At 62.9% G+C, this 24,463-nt stretch carries 23 protein-coding genes (1 of these 23 only partly in view); 11 read left to right on the top strand and 12 right to left on the bottom strand.

The features are described 5' to 3' along the window. Positions 1 to 469, top strand: partial view of an NnrS family protein gene (locus tag R2B70_RS01720; RefSeq protein WP_318162488.1) — the 3' portion only. Its footprint begins 728 nt before the window's first position; the window shows 469 of its 1,197 coding nt (coding positions 729–1,197); its start codon lies off the left edge, out of view; the stop codon is at positions 467 to 469. On the opposite strand, the gene R2B70_RS01715 is transcribed toward R2B70_RS01720, so the two are convergent. Then, positions 466 to 1,041 (bottom strand): XRE family transcriptional regulator, encoded by a 576-nt coding sequence (locus tag R2B70_RS01715; RefSeq protein ID WP_318162487.1) that lies wholly within the window; start codon positions 1,039 to 1,041, stop codon positions 466 to 468. The two genes, R2B70_RS01720 and R2B70_RS01715, sit on opposite strands and share 4 nt — an antisense overlap. Before the next feature lie 113 nt (positions 1,042 to 1,154). Here R2B70_RS01715 and R2B70_RS01710 point away from each other — a divergent pair, with 113 nt between their 5' ends. Beyond that, positions 1,155 to 2,306, top strand: coding sequence for a benzoate/H(+) symporter BenE family transporter (locus R2B70_RS01710; protein ID WP_318162486.1), 1,152 nt, complete (start codon positions 1,155 to 1,157; stop codon positions 2,304 to 2,306). A 147-nt stretch (positions 2,307 to 2,453) separates the two neighbouring features. Continuing rightward, positions 2,454 to 3,518 (top strand): DUF3103 family protein, encoded by a 1,065-nt coding sequence (locus R2B70_RS01705; protein ID WP_318162485.1) that lies wholly within the window; start codon positions 2,454 to 2,456, stop codon positions 3,516 to 3,518. Between the two features lie 65 nt (positions 3,519 to 3,583). Here R2B70_RS01705 and metF read toward each other — a convergent pair whose 3' ends face one another. After that, a complete protein-coding gene (gene metF, locus R2B70_RS01700) occupies positions 3,584 to 4,480 on the bottom strand; it encodes a methylenetetrahydrofolate reductase (protein ID WP_042078684.1) in 897 nt (298 codons plus the stop codon). 327 nt (positions 4,481 to 4,807) lie between these two features. Here metF and R2B70_RS01695 point away from each other — a divergent pair, with 327 nt between their 5' ends. Then, a complete protein-coding gene (locus R2B70_RS01695) occupies positions 4,808 to 5,620 on the top strand; it encodes a GNAT family N-acetyltransferase (protein ID WP_318162484.1) in 813 nt (270 codons plus the stop codon). 43 nt (positions 5,621 to 5,663) lie between these two features. Here R2B70_RS01695 and R2B70_RS01690 read toward each other — a convergent pair whose 3' ends face one another. The 3 genes from R2B70_RS01690 to R2B70_RS01680 all read right to left on the bottom strand — a co-directional run bounded on the left by R2B70_RS01690 (position 5,664) and on the right by R2B70_RS01680 (position 9,918). After that, positions 5,664 to 7,121: an ABC transporter substrate-binding protein gene (locus R2B70_RS01690; protein WP_318162483.1), complete on the bottom strand. Its 1,458-nt coding sequence runs from the start codon at positions 7,119 to 7,121 to the stop codon at positions 5,664 to 5,666. A gap of 8 nt (positions 7,122 to 7,129) precedes the next feature. Beyond that, a complete protein-coding gene (locus tag R2B70_RS01685) occupies positions 7,130 to 9,109 on the bottom strand; it encodes a methyl-accepting chemotaxis protein (RefSeq protein ID WP_216991533.1) in 1,980 nt (659 codons plus the stop codon). A 197-nt stretch (positions 9,110 to 9,306) separates the two neighbouring features. Further along, positions 9,307 to 9,918: an OmpW family outer membrane protein gene (locus tag R2B70_RS01680; RefSeq protein WP_042078678.1), complete on the bottom strand. Its 612-nt coding sequence runs from the start codon at positions 9,916 to 9,918 to the stop codon at positions 9,307 to 9,309. A 324-nt stretch (positions 9,919 to 10,242) separates the two neighbouring features. Here R2B70_RS01680 and R2B70_RS01675 point away from each other — a divergent pair, with 324 nt between their 5' ends. After that, positions 10,243 to 10,368, top strand: a complete 126-nt coding sequence (locus tag R2B70_RS01675) for a hypothetical protein (RefSeq protein WP_005328766.1) — start codon at positions 10,243 to 10,245, stop codon at positions 10,366 to 10,368. Positions 10,369 to 10,464: 96 nt separating this feature from the next. On the opposite strand, the gene uvrA is transcribed toward R2B70_RS01675, so the two are convergent. Then, positions 10,465 to 13,293, bottom strand: a complete 2,829-nt coding sequence (gene uvrA, locus R2B70_RS01670; RefSeq protein ID WP_318162482.1) for an excinuclease ABC subunit UvrA — start codon at positions 13,291 to 13,293, stop codon at positions 10,465 to 10,467. A 92-nt stretch (positions 13,294 to 13,385) separates the two neighbouring features. Then, a complete protein-coding gene (locus R2B70_RS01665) occupies positions 13,386 to 14,024 on the bottom strand; it encodes a LuxR C-terminal-related transcriptional regulator (RefSeq protein ID WP_209795023.1) in 639 nt (212 codons plus the stop codon). A gap of 518 nt (positions 14,025 to 14,542) precedes the next feature. On the opposite strand from R2B70_RS01665, the gene R2B70_RS01660 reads away from it, so the two are divergent. Further along, positions 14,543 to 15,112 carry a single-stranded DNA-binding protein gene (locus tag R2B70_RS01660; RefSeq protein ID WP_042078675.1) on the top strand — a complete coding sequence of 190 codons (570 nt, stop codon included), beginning with the start codon at positions 14,543 to 14,545 and terminating at the stop codon, positions 15,110 to 15,112. A 158-nt stretch (positions 15,113 to 15,270) separates the two neighbouring features. Further along, positions 15,271 to 16,041 carry a substrate-binding periplasmic protein gene (locus R2B70_RS01655; protein WP_318162481.1) on the top strand — a complete coding sequence of 257 codons (771 nt, stop codon included), beginning with the start codon at positions 15,271 to 15,273 and terminating at the stop codon, positions 16,039 to 16,041. Positions 16,042 to 16,087: 46 nt separating this feature from the next. On the opposite strand, the gene R2B70_RS01650 is transcribed toward R2B70_RS01655, so the two are convergent. Further along, on the bottom strand, positions 16,088 to 16,210 hold the full coding sequence (locus R2B70_RS01650; protein WP_010675895.1) for a hypothetical protein: 123 nt from the start codon (positions 16,208 to 16,210) through the stop codon (positions 16,088 to 16,090). A gap of 285 nt (positions 16,211 to 16,495) precedes the next feature. Here R2B70_RS01650 and yjbD point away from each other — a divergent pair, with 285 nt between their 5' ends. Together yjbD and cspA are read left to right on the top strand one after the other, a co-directional pair. After that, positions 16,496 to 16,780 carry a DUF3811 domain-containing protein gene (gene yjbD, locus R2B70_RS01645; protein ID WP_318162480.1) on the top strand — a complete coding sequence of 95 codons (285 nt, stop codon included), beginning with the start codon at positions 16,496 to 16,498 and terminating at the stop codon, positions 16,778 to 16,780. A 392-nt stretch (positions 16,781 to 17,172) separates the two neighbouring features. Then, entirely contained in the window at positions 17,173 to 17,385 is a 213-nt protein-coding gene (gene cspA, locus R2B70_RS01640) for an RNA chaperone/antiterminator CspA (RefSeq protein ID WP_042078672.1), read from the top strand. A gap of 180 nt (positions 17,386 to 17,565) precedes the next feature. Here the strand turns inward: cspA and R2B70_RS01635 are convergent, their stop codons facing one another. Both R2B70_RS01635 and R2B70_RS01630 read right to left on the bottom strand, forming a co-directional pair. Then, positions 17,566 to 18,951, bottom strand: coding sequence for an ATP-binding protein (locus tag R2B70_RS01635; protein ID WP_318162479.1), 1,386 nt, complete (start codon positions 18,949 to 18,951; stop codon positions 17,566 to 17,568). Between the two features lie 7 nt (positions 18,952 to 18,958). Next, positions 18,959 to 19,681 (bottom strand): response regulator, encoded by a 723-nt coding sequence (locus R2B70_RS01630; protein WP_010675899.1) that lies wholly within the window; start codon positions 19,679 to 19,681, stop codon positions 18,959 to 18,961. A gap of 200 nt (positions 19,682 to 19,881) precedes the next feature. Here R2B70_RS01630 and R2B70_RS01625 point away from each other — a divergent pair, with 200 nt between their 5' ends. Further along, positions 19,882 to 20,238, top strand: coding sequence for a hypothetical protein (locus R2B70_RS01625; protein ID WP_042078670.1), 357 nt, complete (start codon positions 19,882 to 19,884; stop codon positions 20,236 to 20,238). Positions 20,239 to 20,501: 263 nt separating this feature from the next. Further along, a complete protein-coding gene (locus R2B70_RS01620; protein WP_318162478.1) occupies positions 20,502 to 22,496 on the top strand; it encodes a methyl-accepting chemotaxis protein in 1,995 nt (664 codons plus the stop codon). 62 nt (positions 22,497 to 22,558) lie between these two features. On the opposite strand, the gene R2B70_RS01615 is transcribed toward R2B70_RS01620, so the two are convergent. Together R2B70_RS01615 and R2B70_RS01610 are read right to left on the bottom strand one after the other, a co-directional pair. Continuing rightward, a complete protein-coding gene (locus R2B70_RS01615; RefSeq protein ID WP_200163916.1) occupies positions 22,559 to 22,972 on the bottom strand; it encodes a hypothetical protein in 414 nt (137 codons plus the stop codon). 131 nt (positions 22,973 to 23,103) lie between these two features. Next, complete coding sequence (locus R2B70_RS01610) at positions 23,104 to 24,105, bottom strand: sensor domain-containing diguanylate cyclase (RefSeq protein WP_042078667.1); 1,002 nt, start codon at positions 24,103 to 24,105, stop codon at positions 23,104 to 23,106. Positions 24,106 to 24,463: the final 358 nt, after the last annotated feature.

Raw genomic sequence — 24,463 nt, 5'->3', positions numbered from 1 at the left:
CCCTCTATATATAGTGGCGGCCGCTGTACACCTTTACAGACAGCTGCGCTGGCGTCCCGCCACCACTGTGGCACACCCCCTGCTGTGGTCGCTGCACCTGGCCTACCTCTTCATTCCTCTGGGGCTGGCTGCTCTGGCCGCGCACTCCGCCGGCTGGCCGATCACCCTGTCGTTGACCAGCCACCTGCTTAGCGCAGGCAGCATGGGTACCATGATCCTCGGGATGATAGCCCGGGTATCCCTCGGCCACAGCGGCAGGGCCCTGCAGGTCCGGCACAGGATCACGGTGGCATTTGCGCTGGTCATCCTGTCTGCACTCATGCGGGTATTGCTACCCCTCTGCTGGCCAAACCTGACCCTAACGGGATGGAACCTCAGCGGCTGGAGCTGGATTGCCGCCTACGGCCTGTTCGTCTGGGTCTATGCTCCCATCCTGACCAGTCCCAGAGCAGACGGCCACCCAGGCTAGTCCCTGGGGAAAGGGGATGGGTAGTGGATCAGGTTATGGAAGATGGCGGGGGCGATTCCCAGATTGCGATAACCATGGGGGCGATCGGCGGCAAAGCGCACGGCCTCCCCCTGATCGAGGGAGCGCCACTCCCCGTCGACCAGCACCTCCATAGTTCCGCTGATGACGATCACGTGCTCGGTAACCCCGTGCTCATGGGGTTCTGATTCCCGCTGATAGCCGGGCAACAGGGTCAATTCGAACAGCTCGAAACCAAAACGTCCCTCATAGGGGAAGAGGGGCGCCACCTGCATGCCCTCACCCGCCGGCTGCTGGCGAATGTCGTCGGCAACCCGGTAGAGCGTCTCATCCAAGGCATCCGGGGTCGGCTCGATGAAGCTGGAGAAGGAAACCCGAAAACCGGTGGCAATCTTCCACAGGGTCGCCACCGTCGGGCTGGACTCCCCTCGCTCGATCTGGCCCAGCATGGCCTTGCTCACCCCGGTTTCCCGGGCAGCCGCATCCAGGCTCCACCCCCTCTCGGTACGCAGCCCTTTCAATCGCTGGGCCAGATAGCGACTCATCTCCTGCATCTGCTCTCCGATTTTGTCTGAACCATATTGTGCGCCATAACGCACATCGCTATAGTCAAAGCCATATTGTACGTAATAACGCACAGACAAGCAGCATCCACAAGGAAGTTCCCATGCCCTTTGCCCTCCCTCACATGGTCGCAGGCCTCATCGCCGTTCTGGTGGGTTACACGAGTTCGGTCGTCTTGATCATCCAGGCCGCCACGGCTGCCGGTGCAGACACCGCCCAAGTCTCTTCCTGGCTATGGACGCTCGGGATCGGCATGGGAGTAAGCTGCATCGGCCTCTCCCTCTACTATCGCATCCCGGTGCTGACCGCCTGGTCCACTCCGGGTGCTGCCCTGCTCATCACCAGCCTTGGCAATTTCAGCCTGGCCGAAGCCATCGGCGCCTTCATCCTCTCCTCGCTGCTGATCACCCTCTGCGGCATCAGCGGCTGGTTCGATCGGCTGATGCGCCACATTCCGGCTCCCCTGGCGGCCGCCATGCTGGCCGGCGTCCTGCTCAGATTCGGACTGGACCTCTTCAAGGTGGCCCCCCAGGATCCCCTGCTGCTTGGCACCCTGTTGCTGATCTTCCTGCTCGGTCGCCACCTATGGCCCCGCTACACCATGGTACTGGTGCTGGCTGCCGGCATGTTGCTCTGTACCCTGAGGGGCGATCTGCAACTGAGCGAGGTGCACTGGCAACTCTCCCGTCCGGTGTGGGTCTCGCCCTCCTTCTCCTTCCAGGCCTTGCTGGGCATAGCCCTGCCACTGTTTCTCGTCACCATGACGTCCCAGAACATGCCAGGCATTGCCATTCTGCGCGCCCATGGCTATCAGCCGGCCACCTCCTCCCTGATCACCTGGACCGGCCTGACCGGCTTGCTGCTGGCCCCGTTCGGTGGTTATGCCTTCAACCTGGCGGCCATCACGGCGGCCATCTGCATGGGCAAGGAGGTGGATCCCGATGCGGCTCGCCGTTGGCCGGCCGCACTCTGGGCGGGCGCCTTCTACCTGATCACTGGCTGTTTCGGGGCGACCGTGGTCGCCCTGTTCAGCGCATTCCCCACCGCGCTGGTGACCTGCGTGGCCGGACTGGCGCTGCTCGGAACCATAGGCAGCAGCCTGCACGGCGCCTTGCAGCAGGACGGAGAGCGAGAGGCCGCCTTGCTGACCTTCATCATCACCGCCTCGGGGATCAGCCTGCTCGGGGTAGGCTCGGCCTGCTGGGGGCTGCTGGTCGGCGTGGCGCTGCATCAAGTCAACCGGCTGCGCGCCTGATCTGACCATCTGGGGAGACCCCAGTGAGACACAGCACATAATTCGGCAGAAATGGTTCACATATGAACCCCATTCCAGTCTAGTGAGAAAGCGGCGCAGATCCTTCCCGACACGCGTCGCTGTCAGACTCAATACTGGAGAAGAAGAATGAGGAATCAGGCTGTCATCTTATTGCTGGCGCTGCTGGGCACCACCCTTGCCCAAGCCGCCGACACGGACAGGGAGCTGGCCCGTCAGCTCGCACTGCAGCAGAAGCAGTTGCTGCCCCAGCTCGCCCAACAGTCGTACCAGAGTCCGCTGCCCAAGCTGCTGCAAAAGGCGAGCCCACGCCTCAAACGACAGGCCACGAATGCCAACCAGGCCGCCATCCATCGGCAAGGGCTCGAGGGTGAGGTCACACAACTGATGCAGTTGCGGCTGGCCAATCCCGAGCAGGCGAATGCGCTCAGGCAGGGAGCAGAACCCCTGGTTGCCTATGTGCCGAGCGGCGATGAGAAGAGCTGGAGCGCCATCGAGGCGTTCGACAGCGCCGGCAATCCCGTCTATCTCGATGTGAACCAGCCACCGGCGCGGCCGGTGCTGGTGGTGGAAGCAGACCCTATCAAGGCCAAGAATGCCGGTCTGAAGGTGATACGCAAGGCGCTGGCCGAGGCCGACTTGCAGGCTGCTCCTCGCGCCACCAGCGGGACGGCACCACTCAAGACCAGTATCCTCAAGCAGATCAGGCTCAACGATGATCAGGAGCCCTGGCTGCTGGGAGCCGCCGAGGTCTACGCCGTGGTGGCCGGGGTCAATCCCAGCCGGGATGAGCCCGTGGTGGATATCGTCGACATGCCCTATCTCGATTATGACAACACCGACTACAGCCCGAACCAGATCCTGGTGTACTGGGATCGCTACCGTTGGGGTGCCGTCGACGTCGTCATGATGGAGCAGGACGACAACGTCAACTACAAGGAGCTGAGCGCCCTGCTGATCGAAGCACTCAAGCTCGGCTTCACCGCGGGTGGCGTACCGGAGGCCCTGCCCTTCCTCGACCTCGGCGGCCGTATCGTCAAGGCGCTGCCCGACTCCTGGATGACCAACAACGACGACTATCTCGATACCTTCTATACCCTGGAGCAGGACCAGAGCTATCACCAGTATCCCGGCGCGGCCGGCAATGCGGTCATCACGCTGGAGCCCAAAGAGATCCAGCCGACCCGACCCTGACCCTCATCCAAGACAAAAAGCCAATGAGGAGACTCATTGGCTTTCCTGTATCCGGGGTCGCGGGATCAGGCCTGAGCTTTCGGCCGCACCCCCAGGGTGTGGCAGATGGCGTAGGTCAGCTCGGAACGGTTCAGGGTATAGAAGTGGAAATCCTTCACCCCTTCCTGGCTCAGCACCCGCACCTGATCGATGGCGATGCTGGCCCCCACCATGTTGCGCGTCAGCTGGTCGTGCTCCAGCCCCTCGAAACGCTGATGCATCCAGCGCGGGATCTTTACGTTGGTGAAGCCGGCAAACTTGGCCAGGGTCTGGTAGTTGGAGACCGGCAGTATGCCCGGCACTATCTCGGCATCGATGCCGATGGCCGCACAGCGATCACGAAAACGCAGGTAGGTCTCCACATCGAAGAAGAACTGGGTGATGGCACGGTTGGCGCCGGCATCTATCTTGCGCTTGAGGTTGAGCAGATCGGACTGCGCGCTTCTGGCCTCGGGGTGGCCTTCCGGATAGGCGGCCACCGAGATGTCGAAGTCGGCCTCGGACTTGAGCAGGGCGACCAGGTCGGTGGCATACATGTCCGGCTTGTCGAGTCCGGGGGGCAGATCCCCGCGCAGTGCCACTATGTGGCGAATGCCGCTGTTCCAGTAGTCGCGCGCTATGGTGCGCAACTCGTCACGGCTGGCATCGATGCAGGTCAGGTGCGGTGCGGCGATGAGGCCGGTGCGCTCCTTGATGTCCTTGATCACCTTGTGAGTGCGATCCCGGGTGCCCGAATTGGCGCCATAGGTCACGGAGACAAACTTGGGTTCCAGCACCTGAAGTCGCTCGATGGACTGCCAGAGGGTATTCTCCATCCCTTCGCTGTTGGGCGGAAAAAACTCGAAACTGACCGATATGTCGCCACCCAGATCCGCCAGACTCTGGTTGAGTGCTTCAACCTGACGCGCGCTGTGAAATCCCATCTGCTCTCTCCCTGTCCTGCAACCCATTCCTTTACGTCAAAACGGATGTTTGGACGTCTAAACGTCTTTCTATCTTTATGAGAAAACGGATCAAAGTCAACACCGAATTCTCGCCGGCAGAGGGGATAAACGATTTTTTTCTTTTGCAATTCCACCTAAGTAATGACCGGCCCCATCCCAAAATGCCGTCAGGCACGCTATGATGCGGGCGGATCGTCCTGGACGTTCTGAATCTGCGTGTGATTGTTTGGCCGGGTCTCCCGGCCTTTTTTTAACTTCTTTCCCCTCCTGCCGATAATCAATTCAAGCATTTACAGGAGCCTCGTCATGGAAGATCACCCCGGTTTTGCCACCGATCTGCTGTTCGACCGCTATCAGGGCGAGGTGACGGACCATGAGCGATTCTGGGCCGTGTGCACCCCGGGCTCTCCGGACTACTACTTCGGCAACTACCTGTTGCTCCCCACGCCCCCCAGCGATCGTGACAAGGGCTGGCTCGAGGCCAGTTTCGACGCCCTGATAGGCCAGGATCCCAGGATCCACCATCGCACCTTCCAGTGGCCCCTGGCCGAGGGACAGAACAGCCGGGTCGCCGGCTTCGTGGCGGCGGGATACCAGTACATGGAGTGCGTGGTGCTGGCCCTGGAGGCCGATCACTGGCGTGCGCCGGACCGGGGCAGCGCGGCTCGGGCCCGCCCTTTCACCGCCGACGACTGGGACGAGTGGCTCGCCTTCGAGCTGGAGGAGCGGGATCCCGCCCATTCGGAGGAGAGTTACCTGCCCTATCTGCGGTCGCGCCGCCACCTCTATGAGGCAATGATCGCCGACGGACTGGGGCAGTGGTGGGGGATCTGGCATCAGGATCGCCTGATCGCCAGCTGCGGCCTCTTCTTCACCGGTACCATGGGGCGCTTCCAGCTAGTACGCACCCACAGGGAGTGGCGCAACCAGGGATTCTGCCGCCAACTGCTGAGCCAGGTGGCTCACCAGGGGTTCGAGCGGGCCGCGCGACTCATCATAGTGGCCGACGAGCACTATCACGCCCAGCGGGTCTATCGCGCTCTCGGCTTCACGCCGGTGGCGCGCATCGGCAGCCTCTGCCGATGGCACACCACGCCCGGCGAACCTTCACCGCAATAAAAACGGGAGGCAGATGCCTCCCGTTGTCTCATGGGGTCGCCCATCAGGGCTGCGCCGTCTCCAGCTCGCTGGCAAGCGCCTGTTCGACGTCGGTCGAAGCGGCCGATGAGGGGGCGATCACAGCGGGGGCTGGCACGGGCGCAGAGGACGCGATCACCTCCGTCGAGATGGCCGCAGATGGTGCAGGGGTGGCGCTCACCTCTGCCGTGGCGGAAGCGGCAGAGGCCGCCGGCGCCGTGCATTGGCAATCCACCGCCTTGGCCTGCTGACCCTGATGGGGGGCGTACCAGCCCTTCAGGCCCTGCTCAAGCCGCTCGGCGGCGGCCTGGGGCGTCGCAGTGCCGAGCAACACCTGCTGGCTCGCCTCGGCCAGCTCGTCCCCGAGCTTGGGAGTGCCGCGGGAGAGGATCTGGGTGGCGACCCGGATGGTGGAGTCGCACTGATCCCGCCACTCCATCATCTCCTTTGCCGCCGGATTAGTGGCCTCGAAGAAGTGGTTGGAGAGGGAGAAGAAACCCGGCAGCGAGTTGGTGTAGAGCTCGGCAAACTGGGAGGTGGTCAGCCACTGCAGGAAGGTCATGGCCGCCTCCTTGTTCTTGCTGGCCGGGTTCATCCCCATGCCGATATCGGTGTGGTCGGTGAAGAAGCAGCCATCCCCCTGCTTGGCGACCGGCGGTCGCATGACACCGAAGTCCACCTTGCCGGTGAAGGGGGCTATCTCCCAGGAGCCCGCGGCATAGAAGGCGGCCTTGCCCGAGGTGAACAGCTCGTTGGTGGTGGCATAGTCCCGGCTCTCGCCCCCTTTACCCAGGTAGTTGCGCCAGCGGGCCAGCTCCTCGAACACCTTGACATACTGCGGGTTGTTGAATCTCTCCTGGCCCCCGATCAGCGCCAGGCGGCCATCCTCCCCCTTCCAGTAGTTGGGGCCTATGTTCTGGAAGCCCAGCTCGGAGGCGACCCAGCTCTCCGAGCCGCTCATGGCGAGCGGCACATAGCGGCCATCCGCCTTCACCTTGTCGAGCGCCGCGAAGAACTGGTCCCGGGTTTGCGGCACCGTCAGCCCCAGCTCGCTGAAAATCGCCTTGTTGTAGAAAAAGCCGTGAATGACCGAGGCCATGGGCACACAGAAAGTCTGGGCCCCGCTGTCGGTCTGCCAGGGGGACTGGGCGAAGCTCGGGAAGTTCTCCATCCCCGCCATCTCGCTCAACTCCACCAGGTGGCCCGCCTTGAACAGGGCCAGGGAATCGTCGAACGGGCGGCAGGTGATGAGATCCCCCGCCTTGCCCGCCTTCAGGCTGGCCCAGAGGGTCGGCATGTAATCGACGTTCTGCACTCCGTTGAACTTCACCTGGATGCCCGGGTGAGCGGCCTCGAAGGCGGGGATGATCTTCTGTTCCCACAGGGCCTTGTCATCAATACGCCAGCTTTCGATCACCAGCTCGCCAGCCATCAGCTGGCCGCACAACAGGAGACTCAGGGCCCCGATCCACTTGTTAGCCATAAGTCCTCCTACACCTTGAAATGAGCGATCAATTGCTGCTGCTTGGCGACCAGATCCGCCAGCACCTCACTGCTGCTTGCCGATTCCCGCGCCTCGCGCTCGGTCTCGTAAGCCACGTCCGCGATCCCGGCGATATGGCGGGCCACTCCCTGGCTGACCGAGATCTGCTCCTGGGCCGCGTGGGCCACCTGGTCCGCCATCGACTTGATGGAGCTCATCCGCTCGGCGATGGATTGCAGCACCTCGTCCATGACCCGGGTCTGTGCCACGCACCCCTGGGTCTGCTCCTGACTGCGCGCCATCACCTCCACCACGTGCTTGCTGGAGCTCTGCAGGTTCTCGATCATGGACTGGATCTCCTCGGTCGAGGTCTGGGTCCGATTGGCCAGCGCCCGCACCTCGTCCGCCACCACGGCGAAGCCGCGGCCGGCGTCACCGGCCCGGGCCGCCTCGATGGCCGCATTCAGTGCCAGCAGGTTGGTCTGCTCGGCGATGCTGCGGATCACGTCCAGGATGCTGCCGATGTTGTCGCTGAATTCCCCCAGCTTGTGGGTGATGCCGACCGCCTCTTCCATGGCGCCCGCCAGCTGCTCGGTGATCCGGCGCGTGCTGGCCACCTGCTTGCGTCCGGCACGGGCCTCCTCGTCCGCCAGATCCACCTCGCGCTTGGTGCCGTCGGTGGAACGCGCCACCTCGGTGGCACTCACCTCCAGCTCGGTGATGGCGGCGGCGACCTGATCGGTCTGGCTCTTCTGATCCTGCACCCGGGACATGGCCCTTTCGCTGATCTCGGCGGCGCGGCTCGCCTCGTCCACCAGGTGGCGGGAGCCGGCATTGATCTGGGCGAGCAGCTCCCCGGTCTTGTCCGCCAGGGTGTTGATGGAGCGGGTCAGGCTGCCGAACTCACAGCGGCTCTGATAGTCGATGCGCCGGGTCATGTCGCCCGTGGCCATGCGATCAAGCTCCCGATCGATGAGCTGCAGCGGGCGCTGGATGCTGCGCGCCGTGGTATAGCCGATGAGGAGGGCGGCGGCAGCCGAGACGGCGGCCACGATCAGGATCCAGACGCTGGCACTGCTGACCGCGTCATCGGCCCCGATCCGGCTCTGGCTGGCGATGCTGCCCGCCGATTTGCCCATCTCGTCCAGCAGCGCCAGGCTGTTGACCAGGCTGGTGTCGAGCTGCTGGTTCAGGGACTGCAACGAGGCGGCGAGTTGCTGGCCGTGACGCATGGTGGCCAACAGCCCCTGCGGGCCGAGCGCCAGCTCCTGCATCCGGTCCAGGTTGACGACGAAGCGCTGTCTCACATCGTCGGGCACCTGTACCCGCTCGAGCCGCTTGCGCGCCATCTCGATATCCTTGCCGAGCACCTTCTCCAGCTCGTTGAGGTCGGTCTTGGCATCGGCACGACGGATGTTCTTCAGATCCCGGGCGATGCCGGAGGTGATGAGCTCGGCCTTGTTGCGCATGGATCGCTTGCTGGCGGTCTGCTGCAACAACAGGTCGGCGGCCCATTGATAGGTATCCTCCAGCCGGATGAACGCCAGCTCCAGCTCATGGCGCCGATCGAGGGCCGCGACCCACTGGCCATGCTGGGTCAGCACCTGATCCGCCAGCCCGTAGAACTCACGGGTCGCCCCATCGACCTGGCGGAACCGCTCACCGGCCTCGGCCACGCCGTCGAAACGGGCCATCTCCTTGCTCTGGGCCAGGAAGCGCTCCTGCTGCGCCTTGAACTGGCTGGCCAGTTGGGGCAACTGGGTTGCATCCTCGCTGGTCCTGTAGGTCAGCACCCAGCGGTTGCTGTCCTGCAGCGCGCCCTTGAGCCCGGCGACCGCGATCACCAGGGGGGTGGCGCGATCCGATACCTGGGACAGTCCCTCGTTGATCCCCCGGATCTTCAGGATACTGATGAAGCCGAGCAGCACCAGAAGCAGCAACATCAGCACAAATCCGGCGATGATCCGCTGCACGATAGATAAACCCATGGAGACATCCTCACTCGTTGGGAAAAGGGGTGAATGGGGAGCTTATCGGCAGCGCGGGACAATGGAAGAGCACTTAGTGATGCGATGGCGCGCCGGATCACAGTTATCCGGCGACACCGGGCAGAAAAGGGCCCGAACAGAGCCGGGCCAAAGAGACATGCTTGGTTGTCATGGCCTTGTGGCGGCCAACCCTGTCATCAGAAGCGGTAGCCGACACCGAACATGAAGGCGACCGGATCGATGGAGGTGTTGATGGTGCCCACGGCGGTGTGCACATCGGTGTCGATGTCGATGAGCCAGGCGGAGGCGTTGACGAACCAGCGATCGTTGATCGCCATGTCCAGGCCCACCTGACCCGCCAGCCCCCAGGAGGAGTCGACGCTCACATCCGTCCCGGCCAGGGCACCGCGGCCCTCCTCGTCGAAGAAGGTGGTGTAGTTGATGCCGGCGCCGACATAGGGACGCACCTTGCTGTTGGCATCCCCGAAGTAATACTGCGCCATCAGGGTCGGCGGCAGATGCTTGACCTTGGCGACCTCGCCCAGCCCGGCCGTGGACACAGAGTGGGAGAAGGGGGTTGCGGCCAGCAGCTCGACGCCCCAGTTGTCCGTCAGCATGTAGGAGAGGGTCAGGCCCAACTGCATGTTGCTGTCGATCTCCAGCTCGCCGGTGCCCAGCACGTCGTCACTGCTGGTCTGGGGGGAGACGAAGGCCAGGCCGCCACGGACCAGGATGTCACCGGCCTGGTGTGCCATGGCGACGGGGGAAGCAAAAGCGGCTGCGATTAACAGAGGAAGGATCTTTTTCATCACATTATTCCTTTTTGTTTTCTTTCTATGTTGTAAGCCCGAAAACTATAAAAGGATGTGAATGGCCGGTTATTGATTTGGCTCAATAGTTATCAAGAAATAGATGGATGTACACAACAGCTTTCCACGTTCACAATTCCGGCGAGACAAAACAAAAAACCATTTAAATACAACATCAAGCGATAATTTTAGGTATCAACGGACAGCTTAAAATACCAAACAAATACACCTTAATGCCTATCATATCTCCTTTTCATTGTTGTTTAATTATGTCCGTCAGCGTATTTTATTAATGCGATGTAGCCACGCTGTAATTTAATTTTTATGAAACCACAAACGCGCAAAGACAAAATAATCGGCATCCTGGCAGCCATCTGGGGCATCGGCTCCTTCCTGTTCATTCTGCTGGGCTTCCTGTTTGCCCTCGCCTTCCTGATGCTGGCCCACTGAGCCTTCATATCGCCGGCGCTGCCGCGCTCGCCCGACGGGGCCATTTACTCCGACAAAAAAGGGGCCTGCTGAGCCCCTCGTTTGCATGACTTTCCCTTACTTGCCCAACAGTGGCGCCAGGAAACGGGCCGTGTGAGATTCCTTGCAGCGGCTCATCTCCTCCGGCGTGCCGGTCACCAGGATACGGCCACCACCGGCGCCCCCCTCAGGCCCCAGATCGACGATCCAGTCGGCGGTCTTGATGACGTCCAGGTTGTGCTCGATGATGACGATGGTGTTGCCGCGATCCCGCAGCTGGTGCAGCACCTTGAGCAGCTGCTGGATGTCGTGGAAGTGCAGCCCCGTGGTCGGTTCGTCCAGGATGTAGAGGGTCTGACCCGTATCCCGCTTGGAGAGCTCCCGCGCCAGCTTGACCCGCTGCGCCTCGCCGCCCGACAGGGTGGTGGCTGACTGGCCAAGCCGGATATAGGAGAGGCCCACGTCCATCAGGGTCTGCAGCTTGCGCGCCACCGCCGGCACCGGATCGAAGAAGGCGCGGGCATCTTCCACCGTCATCTCGAGGATCTCGTGGATGTTCTTGCCCTTGTACTTCACCTCCAGGGTCTCGCGGTTGTAGCGCTTGCCTTTGCAGACGTCGCACGGCACGTAGACATCCGGCAGGAAGTGCATCTCCACCTTGATGACCCCGTCCCCCTGGCACGCCTCGCAGCGCCCCCCCTTCACGTTGAAGGAGAAGCGGCCCGGCTGGTAGCCGCGCGAGCGCGCCTCCTGGGTGCCGGAGAGCAGCTCGCGGATCGGGGTGAACAGGCCGGTGTAGGTCGCCGGGTTGGATCTCGGGGTGCGGCCGATGGGGCTCTGGTCGATATCCACCACCTTGTCCAGGTGCTCCAGCCCTTCCACGCTGCGATAGGGTGCCGGGGTGGATTCGGTGGCCTTGTTCAGCTCGCGGTGAGCGATGCGGAACAGGGTGTCGTTGATCAGGGTCGACTTGCCGGAGCCGGAGACGCCGGTGACGCAGGTCATCACGCCAATGGGCAGATCCAGGTTGACGTTGTGCAGGTTGTTGCCGCTCGCCCCCTTGAGTTTCAGCCACTTGCCGGTGAGCGGGGTACGCTCGACCGGGATGGCGATCTGCTTGCGGCCGGAGAGGTAGTCACCGGTGAGCGACTCTGGATTGGCGATGATCTCTTCCGGCGTCCCCTGTGCGACTATGGCGCCGCCGTGCACCCCGGCCCCCGGGCCGATATCGAGCACGTGGTCGGCGAGGCGGATGGCGTCCTCGTCGTGCTCCACCACGATGACGGTGTTGCCGAGATCCCGCAGATGGGTGAGGGTCTTGAGCAGCCGCTCGTTGTCACGCTGGTGCAGGCCGATGGAGGGTTCGTCCAGCACGTACATGACCCCCACCAGACCGGCGCCGATCTGGCTCGCCAGCCGGATCCGCTGGGCCTCACCGCCGGAGAGGGTCTCGGCGCTGCGGGACAGGCTCAGGTAGTTGAGGCCCACGTTCACCAGGAAACCGAGCCGCTCGACGATCTCTTTGAGGATCTTCTCGGCGATCTGGGCCCGTTGGCCGGTCAGCTGGATGCCGGCGAAGAAGGCCAGGGCGTCGCCGATGGACTGCTCGGCGATGGCGGGCAGGTTGCGGTTATCCACGAAGACGTGGCGCGCCTCCTCCCGCAGCCGGCTGCCGCCACAGCTGGTACAGGATTTGTTGGCGATGTACTTGGCCAGCTCTTCCCGCACCGAGTTGGACTCGGTCTCCCGGTAGCGCCGCTCCATGTTGTGCAGGATCCCCTCGAACGGGTGCTTGCGCACCACCACATCGCCGCGATCGTTCATGTAGCGGAACTCGATCTCGGTGCGACCCGAGCCCCGCAGGATCACCTCCTGGGTCTTGGCAGGCAGCTCTTCCCAGGGGGTCTCCAGGTCGAACTGGTAGTGCTCGGCCAGGGATTTGAGCATCTGGAAGTAGTAGAAGCTGCGCTTGTCCCAGCCACGGATGGCGCCGCCGGCCAGGCTCTGGCCCGGATCGTGGATAAGCTTGGCGGGATCGAAATACTGCTGCACCCCCAGGCCGTCGCAGGTGGGACAGGCGCCGGCCGGGTTGTTGAAGGAGAAGATCCGCGGCTCCAGCTCAGACATGGAGTAGCCGCACTCCGGGCAGGCGAAGTTGGCGGAGAAGGTCATGGGCTCCACGCCTTCTTCCCCGTCCATGGGTGCCACCAATACGATGCCGCCGGAGAGGGTCAGCGCCGTCTCGAACGACTCGGCCAGGCGCAGGGCCAGATCATCGCGCACCTTGAAACGGTCGACCACCACTTCGATGGTGTGCTTCTTGTGCAGCTCCAGCGCGGGGGGATCGGAGAGATCGCACACCTCGCCGTCGATGCGGGCCCGGATATAGCCCTGGGCCGCCAGGTTCTCCAGCAGCTTGGTGTGCTCCCCCTTGCGGTTGCGCACCACGGGAGCCAGTAGCATCAGCTTGGCGCCCTCGGGCTGGGCCAGCACCTGATCCACCATCTGGCTGATGGTCTGGGCGGCAAGCGGGATGGCGTGGGTCGGGCAGCGCGGCTCGCCGACCCGGGCAAACAGCAGACGCAGGTAGTCGTAGATTTCGGTGATGGTGCCGACGGTCGAGCGCGGGTTGTGGGAGGTGGACTTCTGCTCGATGGAGATGGCCGGGGAGAGCCCCTCGATGTGATCCACGTCCGGCTTCTCCATCAGGGAGAGGAACTGGCGGGCGTAGGCGGAGAGGGACTCCACGTAGCGGCGCTGGCCCTCGGCATAGAGGGTATCGAACGCCAGGGAGGATTTGCCCGAACCGGAGAGACCGGTCACCACGATCAGCTTGTCGCGAGGCAGGGTCAGGTTGATGTTCTTGAGATTGTGGGTGCGGGCACCCCGGATCACGATTTTTTCCATCTTGTTGCGCGCTCGATACGGGAACCAGAGCGGGTCAGTATGGCATAGAGACTACTGGATGAATAGACAGTCTTTTATCATCCCCTCACCTCTCAGAGATACTCCTTGGCCCAGCTCACCGCCTGCAGGCGGTTCTTGACGTTCAGCTTCTTGAACACGTTGTAGAGGTGGGACTTGACGGTGTGCTCGCTCACGAAGAGGTTGTCGGCGATCTCGGTATTGGAGGCCCCCGTCATCAGGTGGCGGACTATCTCCTGCTCGCGGGCGGTCAGCAGCGTCTGCTGGCGCAGGGGCTGCCCGTTCCCCTTGCGGTAGTAATCCACCAGATCGCACAGCAGGTGGCGCGGGATCCAGTACTCCCCCTGCAACACCTTGCGTATGCCGATCACCAGGCGATCCAGGCTGTCCTGGCGGAAGAAGAGCCCGCTGGTATGGGGCCACATCAGCAGCAGCTCCTTGTCCGTGCTGGTCGGGGCGTTGAGCAGCACGGCGCTGGCCTCGCTGAAACGGTGACAGATGGCCTTGCTCCATTGCTCCTGCTGGGTCGACTTGAGGTAGTCCAGATCGATCAGCAGCAGTGGCTGGGCACCGGTGACGGCGGGATCCGGCAGGGCGTCCAGCTCTCCCACCAGCAGGATGGACAGGCCGAGCTGTTCGCTGAGGTGACGCTGGAAACTGGTGGCTTGTGCGTTATTTTCGGTGATCAGCACTAGGGGGTATTCGGGCGTCATCAAGAAGACTTCCTTGCACATTCGAGTCAGGGCTTTTTTTGGCAAGAAAGAGTACCAATCCCCTTTCAGGCTGCAGCATTAAAAAAGTATTAGACGTCGCCGTGGCTCCTTTGAAGCCCAGCAATTTTCCAACCAATACAAGTGACTAGCACACGCCCCCCATATGGGGGGTAAAGTAGTGCCAGCCAGCACCATAACAGGCCTTCGCCCTTGATGCAGCACACTCCGTCGTCATCCGCTTGCTGGTGGCCCCGGACCTCGGGTAATTTACTCAGGCTGTGGCGAGGTGTTGACGCTCGCCGAGGCAGGAAGGTGTGCGCTCATGCCCGCCAACTGGTACTATGACGGACAAACGCCGTGGCCGTGAGCGGTGTCCCCGCTGGCAAGCGCCGGCCCGGCCACGACACTGAGTGTGGATGACGTCCATCCGCGGCGCGCATCTTGTTGCAAACAAACGCATTATTGAATGGGCCCAGGCATCTGGCCTGGCCGGTATACATAAGGGTGGAAGAGAGATTATGGCCAGTCGAGGCATCAACAAAGTCATTCTGATCGGTAACCTGGGGCAAGACCCGGAAGTGCGCTACATGCCGAGCGGCGGTGCCGTGACTAACATCACCCTGGCCACCTCCGACACCTGGCGCGACAAGCAGACCGGCGAGCAGAAAGAGCGGACCGAGTGGCACCGCGTCGTCTTCATGGGCAAGCTGGCCGAAGTCGCCGGCGAATACCTGAAGAAGGGTTCCCAGGTCTATGTGGAAGGCAAGCTGCAGACCCGCAAGTGGCAGGATCAAAGCGGCCAGGAGCGCTACACCACCGAAGTGCTGGTAGACAGCTTCACCGGCGTGATGCAGATGCTGGGTGGTCGTCCGCAGGGCGCCGGCCAGGGCATGGGGGGTCAGTCGTCCCAGGGCAACTGGGGTCAACCGCAACAGGCTGCGCCGCAGCAGAGCATGCACCGCCCTGCCGCCCCGCAGCAGAACATGCAGCCCCAGGGGGGCTACGGTCGTCCGGCCCAGCAACCGCAATCCGCACCGCCGGTCTACAACGAACCGCCGATGGATTTCGACGACGACATCCCGTTCTAAATGTCACTAGGCCCTGATCACACAGGGCCTTTTTTTGCCTGTTTCTGACGCATTCATCCCCCCCGGTCACCATGTTGTCACGACACTCCGGCCCTCCCCCTCTCCAGCGCGCTCACTTGTGGCTATCATCGGAGCGAATCACTCCTACGAGAAGTTGCATGAGTCACCTCCACCGCCTGCTGTACCTCGCCCTGCTGATGTTTGCCGCCCCCCTGGCGGCGGCGCCGCTGCGGGTAGGCGTGAGCTTCGCCATTCCGCCCTATGTGCTCACGCACGAGGACAGGGGCATAGAGCTCGATCTCATGCGAGAGGCCTTCGCCGGCAGCGATCATGAGCTGCAGGTCATCTATCTGCCTCTGGAGCGGACCTTCCGGATGCTGGAGGAAGGCAAGCTGGATGCCATCATCAACGTCAAACCCGGCATGGTGGACAACGCCTACCTATCCCAGCGCGTGATCACCTTCCACAACCGTGTCTTTACCCTCGATCAGACGGCGTTTCACTCCCTCCTGGATCTGCAAACGCTGCGAGTCAGCGCATTCCAGCGGGCACGGCAGATCCTGGGAACAGAGTTCGCTGACATCGTCGCCCGAAATCCCCGCTATGAAGAGGTGGCGAGGCAGGAAGGCCAGGTACAGCGGCTGCTGCTGGGACGCACCGATGCCGTGATCCTGGATCAGCGGGTGTTCTACTACTATCTGGCGCAGTTGCTCGGGGAAGACAAGAATGACGAGCGCTATCCCTCGGACAGGGTCAGGCAGCACGACCTCTTCCCGCCCACTCATTACCACTTCGCCTTTCGGGAGATCGAGCTGCAACGGTTGTTCGACAGGCAGTTGACCCGGATGAAGGCCGACGGCCGCTATGAACGGATCTTTGCCGCCTATGGCACCACCTCATCAGCGGAAAATATAAAAGCCAGCCCATGAGGACTGGCTTGATACTGGCTCCGGTGGAACGACAGTGTGGGGAGCGTTACTTCATCGCGCTGCCATTTTTCAGCTCGGCTTTCTGCCGTTTGGCCTCGCGCTTCTCTTTCAGTGACATCTGCGGTTTTTTCTTGGCATCTTTGCCGTGATGCTGTTCTTTGTTGCTCATCATCAGACTCCAAAAAGGTTACCAGGACAGTTGGAATGAAGATTCCAGCATGTCAGCCGAATCGTACGCTAGCAGTGACGATCGAGGATCGCACTGGTTCCAGCATACCCCCAACCTTCCATCGGGATCCAGCCTTGCGGCAGGCCGCTCCAGCCAGTGCCTGCCGGGACCTTGTCCCCCGGAAGTGACGCCCGGGCGACATTTTCCAGACCGGCCGCAAGATGGGACGAGAGACGCCCACAGATGTGTGTTAGGGTGGCTTTTCACCTGCCGCAGGAGCGCGTCATGAAGAAGCTGGAAATGAAAGATCTGACCGAGGCCGAGAAGGCCGAGATCGCCCTCTTGGTGCAGAAGGCCCAGGCCAATGCCGATCACCCTTTGACCAACGGGGAGCGCAACAAGATCCGGGAGGCCGGGCGCCTGAAGATCGCCTCGGATCGCGCCAAGGCAGCCAAGGCGGCTTCCGCACTGGCAAGGGAGAAGGCCAAGGAGCGGGCCAGGGATCAGGTGCTGCCCGACACCTTCGACTGGGCTGAGTCCGTCAGCAACAAATTCCGTGGCAGACGCTGATGCCAGCATGAATGCGTGCGGATGATTGCGCCAAAAAACCACTCTTCAGTAGAGGATGATGTCATCATATTGGGGTTGGCGGCGTGATGCGCCTGGCATGGCGCGCACATCAACATAAAAACACTGGCGAGGACCGACTCGGGAAGAAAGAATACCAAGATAAAGATTGCCATGGCGGAGTGTGCGTGTTCTAATCGTTTTCGATGGTTCGGTAGTTCAGACCTGATTATGTTAGGCAGTCATCTTAAAGCAGTGATTTGTGCATGCAATTGTCCCCGATAATTCTTGCCAGATAATTCTCCTTCTTTAGTGCTCCCCATACGTATTGCTGACGAAAAATCATGGATTGCCACACCGGTGGCGTTTCAATATCACTATTCAAGGAAATTATCATGTCCAACAAAATGACTGGTACCGTAAAGTTCTTCAACGCCGAGAAAGGCTTTGGCTTCATCTCCCCGGCTGACGGCAGCAAAGACGTGTTCGTTCACTTCTCCGCCATCCAGTCCAACGGTTTCAAGACCCTGGAAGAAGGTCAGCGCGTTGAGTTCACCATCGAGCAAGGCCAGAAAGGCCCGGCCGCTGCCAACGTTACCGGCCTGTAATTCACGCCCGAGCTGCTTGCCGTTGATCGGCAAGCGTCTCAGCAAGAATTGAAAAAACCCGCTTCGGCGGGTTTTTTGTTGCCCGCGATCCGGCAGCTGTCGTTTCACCCCATCAGCACCGGCCGAAGATAGAGAAAGGGCGCCAACCTGGACGCCCTCTCACGAACATGGAACCTGTACTCACAGCGGCAGGCTGATCCTCGCCTCCAGCCCGCCCTCGGGACGATTGTGGAGGCTGAGCTCCCCGCCGTGCTGGTGCACTAGGGTGCGGGCGATGGCGAGCCCCAGCCCCACGCTGCCCGATTCGGTGTTGCGGGCCTCGTCGAGCCGCACGAAGGGCTTGAACACCTCCTCCAGCTGGGCCTCGGCGATGCCGGGTCCCCGGTCGCAGACCCGGATCAGCAGCTCGGAGTCGGTGCGCACCAGGGACACCTCGGCCCCTCCCGCATACTTGATGGCGTTGCCGATGAGGTTTTGCAGTACCCGGCGCAGGGTGTTGGCGCGGCAGGCGTAAACCTGCTTGCCCTCGGCCAGGCAGGTGACGGGTTGCCCCATGTCGGCATAGTCGTCACACAGGCTCTCCAGCAGGCTGACCAGATCCAGCTCCCTGGTCGCCTCCTGCTGCCCCTCCTCCCGGGCAAAGCTCAGGGTCGCCGCCAGCATCTGCTCCATCTGTTGCAGGGTCTGCTGGAAGCGATCCTTGTCCTCCCCGTCTGCCAGAAACTCGCTGCGCAGCCGCAGGCTGGTGATGGGGGTGCGCAGATCGTGGGAGATGGCGGCCAGCATCCGGGTCCTGTCCTGCACGAAGCGATCGAGCCGGGTATGCATGCGGTTGAAGGCCTGGATGGATTCGCGGATCTCGGTGGGTCCCTCCTCCCGCAGCGGCTCTATGTCCTCCCCCCGCCCCAGCCGGTCCGCGTTGGCGGCCAGCTGCTTGAGGGGCAGGGTGGCGCGGCGGAACAGCCAGATCATCAGGCCGATTACCAGACTCGCCACCAGCAGCAGGTTGAGGGTGGTCTGCCAGGACCAGCTCGCCGACTCCTTGTCCACCAGGGAGCTGAACTGCAGCCAGCCGCCGTTCGGCAGTTCGATGGAGCCATAGAGCCGCATGTCCTGGGGCGGCGGCATGCCGCTGCGATCCTTCATCATGCGGCTGTGATGCTGCCAGGCCCGGCTGCGCTGGAACTCCTGCTTCAGCTCGGCGCTGATCTCCACCGCCAGCTGGGGCGGGTAGTCGAGCTTGGCCCGCACCAGCCGCTCGAAGCGGGGGCTGCGGTTGTCCGGCTGCAGCGGCTCGTCGGAGAGGCGCAGCAGCAGGGTCTCGCTGCGGCTCGCCTTGAGGATCTCGTGATAGAGGGAGGGGGGCGAGAGGGAGAGCAGCCGCACCACCGAGACGATGCGCTGCATGGCGTTGCGGCTGTTGACGTAGCCGAGGGCCTCCTCCCGGTCAGAGCGGTAGATCTGGATGCTGAGCAACTGGATCAACACCAGCCCCGCCAGGGCAACCAGCACTATCTGGCCGGTCAACCCCTTGGGCAGCAGCCTGGCGAAGAGCCTCTTGATCATGATCGCCTCACTCCTGGGTCACGTCGGCGGCGAACAGGTAACCGCCACCCCAGATGGTCTTGATGAGCTCGGGATTCTTGGGGTCCCGCTCCAGCTTGCGGCGCAGCCGGCTCACCAGGGTGTCGATGGCGCGATCGAAGGCCACCGCCTCCCGGCCCCGGGCCAGATCCAGCAGTTGATCCCGGCTCAGCACCCGCTGGGGCCGCTCCAGAAACACCTTGAGCAGATCGAACTCCGCGGTGGAGAGGCTCATCCCCACCCCCTCCTCGTCCACCAGCTCCCGGCGATTGACGTCGAGCAGCCAGCGGTCGAAGCGCAGATCCCGGGTCAGGGTCTCGGGCACGGGCAGGCTCTCCGCCTGGGTGCGGCGCATCACCGCCTTGATGCGGGCCAGCAGCTCCCGCGGGTTGAACGGCTTGGAGAGATAGTCGTCGGCCCCCATCTCCAGGCCGATGATGCGATCCGTCTCCTCCCCCATGGCGGTGAGCATGATGATAGGCAGGCGGGACTTCACCCTGAGCTCGCGGCACAGGGTCAGGCCATCCTCCCCCGGCATCATGAGATCCAGCACCAGCAGATCGAACTCCCGCTCGTCCAGCAGCCGCTTCATCTCCTTGCCATCCCGGGCACAGCTGACACGCATGCCGTGCTGCTCCAGGAACCGCTTGAGCAGATCGCGGATCTCGCTGTGGTCGTCGACCACCAGAATGTGGGGGCTGCCTTGGTTCATCACTGTCTCTCCCGTTATCGAGCTGGGGCGATTATACGAAAATCAACCGGACGGGTTGTGTCAAAGTGTGCCAGAGCGCCAAGATGCCACACTCTGCTACAAAATAGTCCGGTACTGGCAAAGTTCAGACACTTCCACGGTGTTTACTGGGTACCAAGGCGAAACAGCCTGCATCCATCCCAATTAGACAGGAGTGACCCATGAAAAACCTGACCAAGACCCTGCTGACCGCCACCCTGATCCTCGGCCTGCCGCTGGGCGCCTATGCCGCCAGCGAGGCCGTCTCCACCGCCCAGCCGACCCAGGCCATGGCGGCCGGTTGCCCCATGGACGGTGCCGGCATGATGGGCGGCAAGCACCACGGCGGCCGCCACGACAAGATGGCCCGCATGCAGAACATGACCCCGGAACAGATCCAGGCCCACCTGCAGCAGCGCTACGACAGGATTGAAGATCCGGCCAAGAAGGCAGAGTTCGTGAAGAACCTCTCCCTGCGCGCCGACGGCATGGTCAAGCACGCCGAGGTGATGAAACAGTTCGCAGAGGCCAACCAGTAAGCCGACGTGACAAGGCGGTTTGCCGAGGTAGACCCAGAAGACACAAACCGGCAGACAAGTTGACGACGGGGTGGCCTTGGCCACCCCTTTTTTCGTTTCCGCTCAACCACGCAGACCGAGATTCTCCCGCCCCCATGCCCCCTTCTCTGTCTCCTGACCCCGGTTATGTGAGCGATAACAAACGTTTCCCTTTCGAAATGACTCATAATGGCGCCTCATGACAACTTCGGGCGAGGCCCCGACAACGGTGGACAGGAGTCGAGATGGAATGGAATCTGGGCACGATCAAGGGGCGCTACACCGCCGTCTTCGTGGGCTTCATGGCGCTGGTGTGCGCCCTGACGGTGATCGGCATCCAGCTCTGGATCAAGCCGGCGCTACAGCAGGCCGGTGAGCAGAACGTGGCGCTGCGGGTCGGCGAGATAGCGACCGATATCCGCGACCAGCTCAACGGGGTGCAGACACAGTCCCGCAGCATCACCCAGCTGGTGGCCCAGCTGCCAAGCGAGCAGATAGACGCCCTGCTGCCCGCCCTCATCGATCAATACGGCAACGCCATGGTCTTCGGTGGCGGTATCTGGCCCCTGCCGGACAAGCGGGAGGCAGGCCGCGCCAAATTCAGCACCTTCTACCACCGGGATGCGGCCAACGCCCTCATTCCCAACACCTACTGGAACTCGGCCGAGGCCCCCAACTACTTCGAGCAGCCCTGGCACCAGGCCGGCCAGCGGGCTCCTCGCGGTACCTGTGCCTGGGCGGCCGCCTACAAGGACGGCGCCAGCCAGCAGCCGAGAACCAACTGCGCCATGGGGATCTATCGCGATGGCACCCTGTACGGGGTGTCGACCATAGACGTGACCCTGGGCTTCTTCAACGACCTGGTGGCCAGGAAGGAGCAGGAGATCGGCGGCCAGGTGCTGATCGTCGAGGCTGACGGCAAGATCCTGAGCAAGAATGCCCGCCTGACCGGCGATGTGGTGCTCGGCAACCTCGCCGCCCACGCCGACTATCCCTTCGCCGGTGCCATCGCCGGCCTGCTGGGCCAGGATGCGAGCAAGGGGCTGCAGCGCACCACCTTCCAGGATCAGGGGGAGGAGCAGACCCTGCTGATGGAAGCCATCGAAGGCACCCCCTGGCTGCTGGCCACCGCCCTGCCGACCCGTACCCTGACCCAGGAGAGCCGGGACGTGCTCGCCACCCTGGCGAGCATCCAGCTGCCCCTGGTGGGCCTGCTGTTCGTGCTCATGGTGCTGGCCATCCGCCAGCTTGGCAGCCGCCTGCAGACCCTCAGGCTCAACATCGATGCCCTCAGTGCCGGCGATGCCGACCTGACCGCCCGCATCCAGGTCAAGGGTCATGACGAGCTGGACGGCATCGCCCTGTCGGTGAACCGTTTCATCGCCTTCCTGCAGCAGATGATGGTGCAGGTGACCGAGGCCACCGACCTCATCACCCGCGAGCTGGCCCAGCTCGATCAGCAGACCGGGCAGGCCAGGCGGATCCTGGGGGAACACGCCAGCGAGACGGATCAGGTGGTCACCGCCCTCACCGAGCTCAGCTCCACCGCCGACAGCGTGGCCCGGCACGCCAGCGACTCGGCGAGCTTCATCGAGGTCGCCAATGGCCAGGCCGCGAGCTCGCGCAGGGTGGTGGGATCGGCCTCCGCCAGCGTGGTGGCCCTTATCGACGAGGTGGATCTCGCCGCCGCCAAGGTGCTGGAGATGCAGGAAGATGCCAGACAGATCGGCAGCGTGCTCGGGGTGATCGGCGGCATCGCCGCCCAGACCAACCTGCTGGCGCTCAACGCCGCCATCGAGGCAGCCCGGGCCGGCGAGCAGGGGCGGGGCTTTGCGGTAGTGGCCGACGAGGTGCGCGCCCTCGCGGCCCGCACCCAGAACAGCACCGCTGAGGTGGGCAGCATGCTGTCACGGCTCACCCAGGGGGTGGCCGAGGCCGTGCTCGCCATGGAGCAGACCAAGCGCAGTTGCCAGGCGGCGGCCGACAACACGGGCCAGGTCACGGGCGGGCTGGACAGCATGGCCGACGCCGTGGTGCAGATCCACGATCTCAGCAGCCAGATCGCCACCGCCGCCGAGGAGCAGAGCCGGGTCACCGAGGAGATCAACCGCAACATGGTGAGCATCCGCGACATGCTGGGCCTGCTGGTGGAGAACGGCAGCAACACGGAGCAGAGCGCCGCCACCCTGCTGGGCTCCAACCGCCAGTTGCTGACCCTGGTGCACAGCTTCAAGGTGTGAGCCTGAACGTCAGCCAGCAAAAAGGGGCCCTCGGGCCCCTTTCTCATTCAGGTCACCAGCACTCAGGCCTTGTTGGCCAGGTTCAGGGTCTTGACGGTCTCGCCTTCGAACTTGATGACCACGTCTTTCTGGGCCACTTCGGAATCCTTCAGCAGGGACTTGGTGGTCTCGGCCAGCAGCGGGGAGGCCTTGTTCAGGGCACCCAGATCATAGGTCCACACTTCCAGACCGGCGTCGGTCCTGGTGCTGGCGGGGGCGCCCAGCTTGTCCTTGATGGCCTGCTTGTTGGAACCGCCTTCCTTGATGTCCAGGGCCTTCTTGATCGCCTCGTTGGACGCGGTGTCCATGGCGCTGCCCGCCATCTCTTTGGCGGTGCTGGTGACGCTGCTGGTCACTGTGTCGGTCAGGGAATCCATCAGGCCGGCCTGGGCAACCAGAGGCAGGGCGGTCAGGGCAATCAGAAGGCACTTTTTCATTAAGATACATCTCGCAGGAATGAAAGAGCGCGCATGAGACCAGCGGGAAGGATTGGCGTCAAGGAAATCCCAAGGTCAAGCCGTATCCGGGGGGGTAGACCCGCCCATCGCCTCCGACCAGTGACGCCGGTCTAGCCGCAGAGCTGATCCTTGCCCGCCAGCTTGGCCCGGTAGAGCGCCCTGTCCACCCGCGCCATCAGCTGGGGCAGCGGTTCGTCGGGATCGGACTCCACCAGCCCGAAGCTCAGGGTGACCGGCTCCACCCCCTTGACCCTGGCGTAGCCCAGCCGCTGTCGCAACTTCTCGGCCACCAGCAGGGCGTCGGGCAACCGGGTGTTGGGCAGCACCAGCATGAACTCGTCCCCTCCCCAGCGGGCCAGCAGATCGATCTCGCGGATGGAGCCGCGCGTCAGGCGCACTATGTCGATCAGGGTCTGGTCCCCCACCCCGTGGCCGTGGCGATCGTTGATCTGCTTGAAGTCGTCCACGTCCATGGCGATCACGGCGAAGGGCTCCTTGAAGCGTCTGGCACGCTCATACTCCAGCCGGACCGCCTGCTCCAGCCGATAGCGGCTGGCCGCGCCGGTCAGGGAGTCCGTTTCCGCCAGGCGGCGGTTCTCCTCCACCTGGTGCTGCAGCATCAGATTGAGCCGTTCCAGCTCGGCGGTGCGCTCCGCCACCTGCTGCTCCAGGGAGCGATTGTGCAGCTCCAGCCGGGCGTAGAGTTCCCGCTGGGCATGGATGTTCCGGTGCGCCCCTATCATCCTGGCCACGGAACCGTCCGGGTTGCGCGCGACGATGAGGCCACGGTCCTCCACCCAGAGATAGTCGCCGTTGCGGCAACGGCAGCGGTACTCGACCCGGTAGTCGGGCGATTTCCCGCTCAGGTAGGCGTCGAAGCGCTCCATCACCCGCGCCAGATCGTCCGGGTGGATCACGTTCTCCCAGGTGAAGACGTTGTTGTCGAGGGAGTGCGGCTCATAGCCCAGCATCTGGTACCAGCCCGGATTGCGATAGACGTAGCCGGTGTTGGCATTCCAGTCCCAGATACCGTCGCTGACGACCTCCAGAATGCCGCGCATCACGGCCTCGTTGAGATCCGGGATCGTGAGGGTGTCATTGTCTTGCAGCATGGGAACCATCCTTGTTCTGCTACCTGGCGCCAGATCGGGTGACTCGGGCCCGCTTGTCGCCACTGTGGGAACCCGTTGTCGGCCTGCCGGGTTGTCAGGGGCCACGCATCGCCCGCCATGACAAGGGTATCGGCCAGCCGCCGGGCCTCTGAATAACAGTAGCAGCCCGCTCCACGGTGAGTCCTGAGCCCCGTCACATGCTCTCGCTTCTTTCCGCCGCCGGGTTGCACCAGGGCGGTGCACCGCCTTGGCGCAGCCCGGCCCATATTGGGCGCCATGCCCCCTTCCCTTGGGTGGGCACAAAATAAATCATTGAATAAATAGGAGAAAATTATTGGCCCAATATTTGCCCCTGGTA

Origin of the sequence: Aeromonas sp. XH (assembly GCF_033348475.1) — a bacterium.
In the GTDB taxonomy this organism is placed as follows: Bacteria; Pseudomonadota; Gammaproteobacteria; order Enterobacterales; family Aeromonadaceae; genus Aeromonas; species Aeromonas sanarellii.
This window is presented reverse-complemented; position numbering and strand designations above follow the sequence as displayed.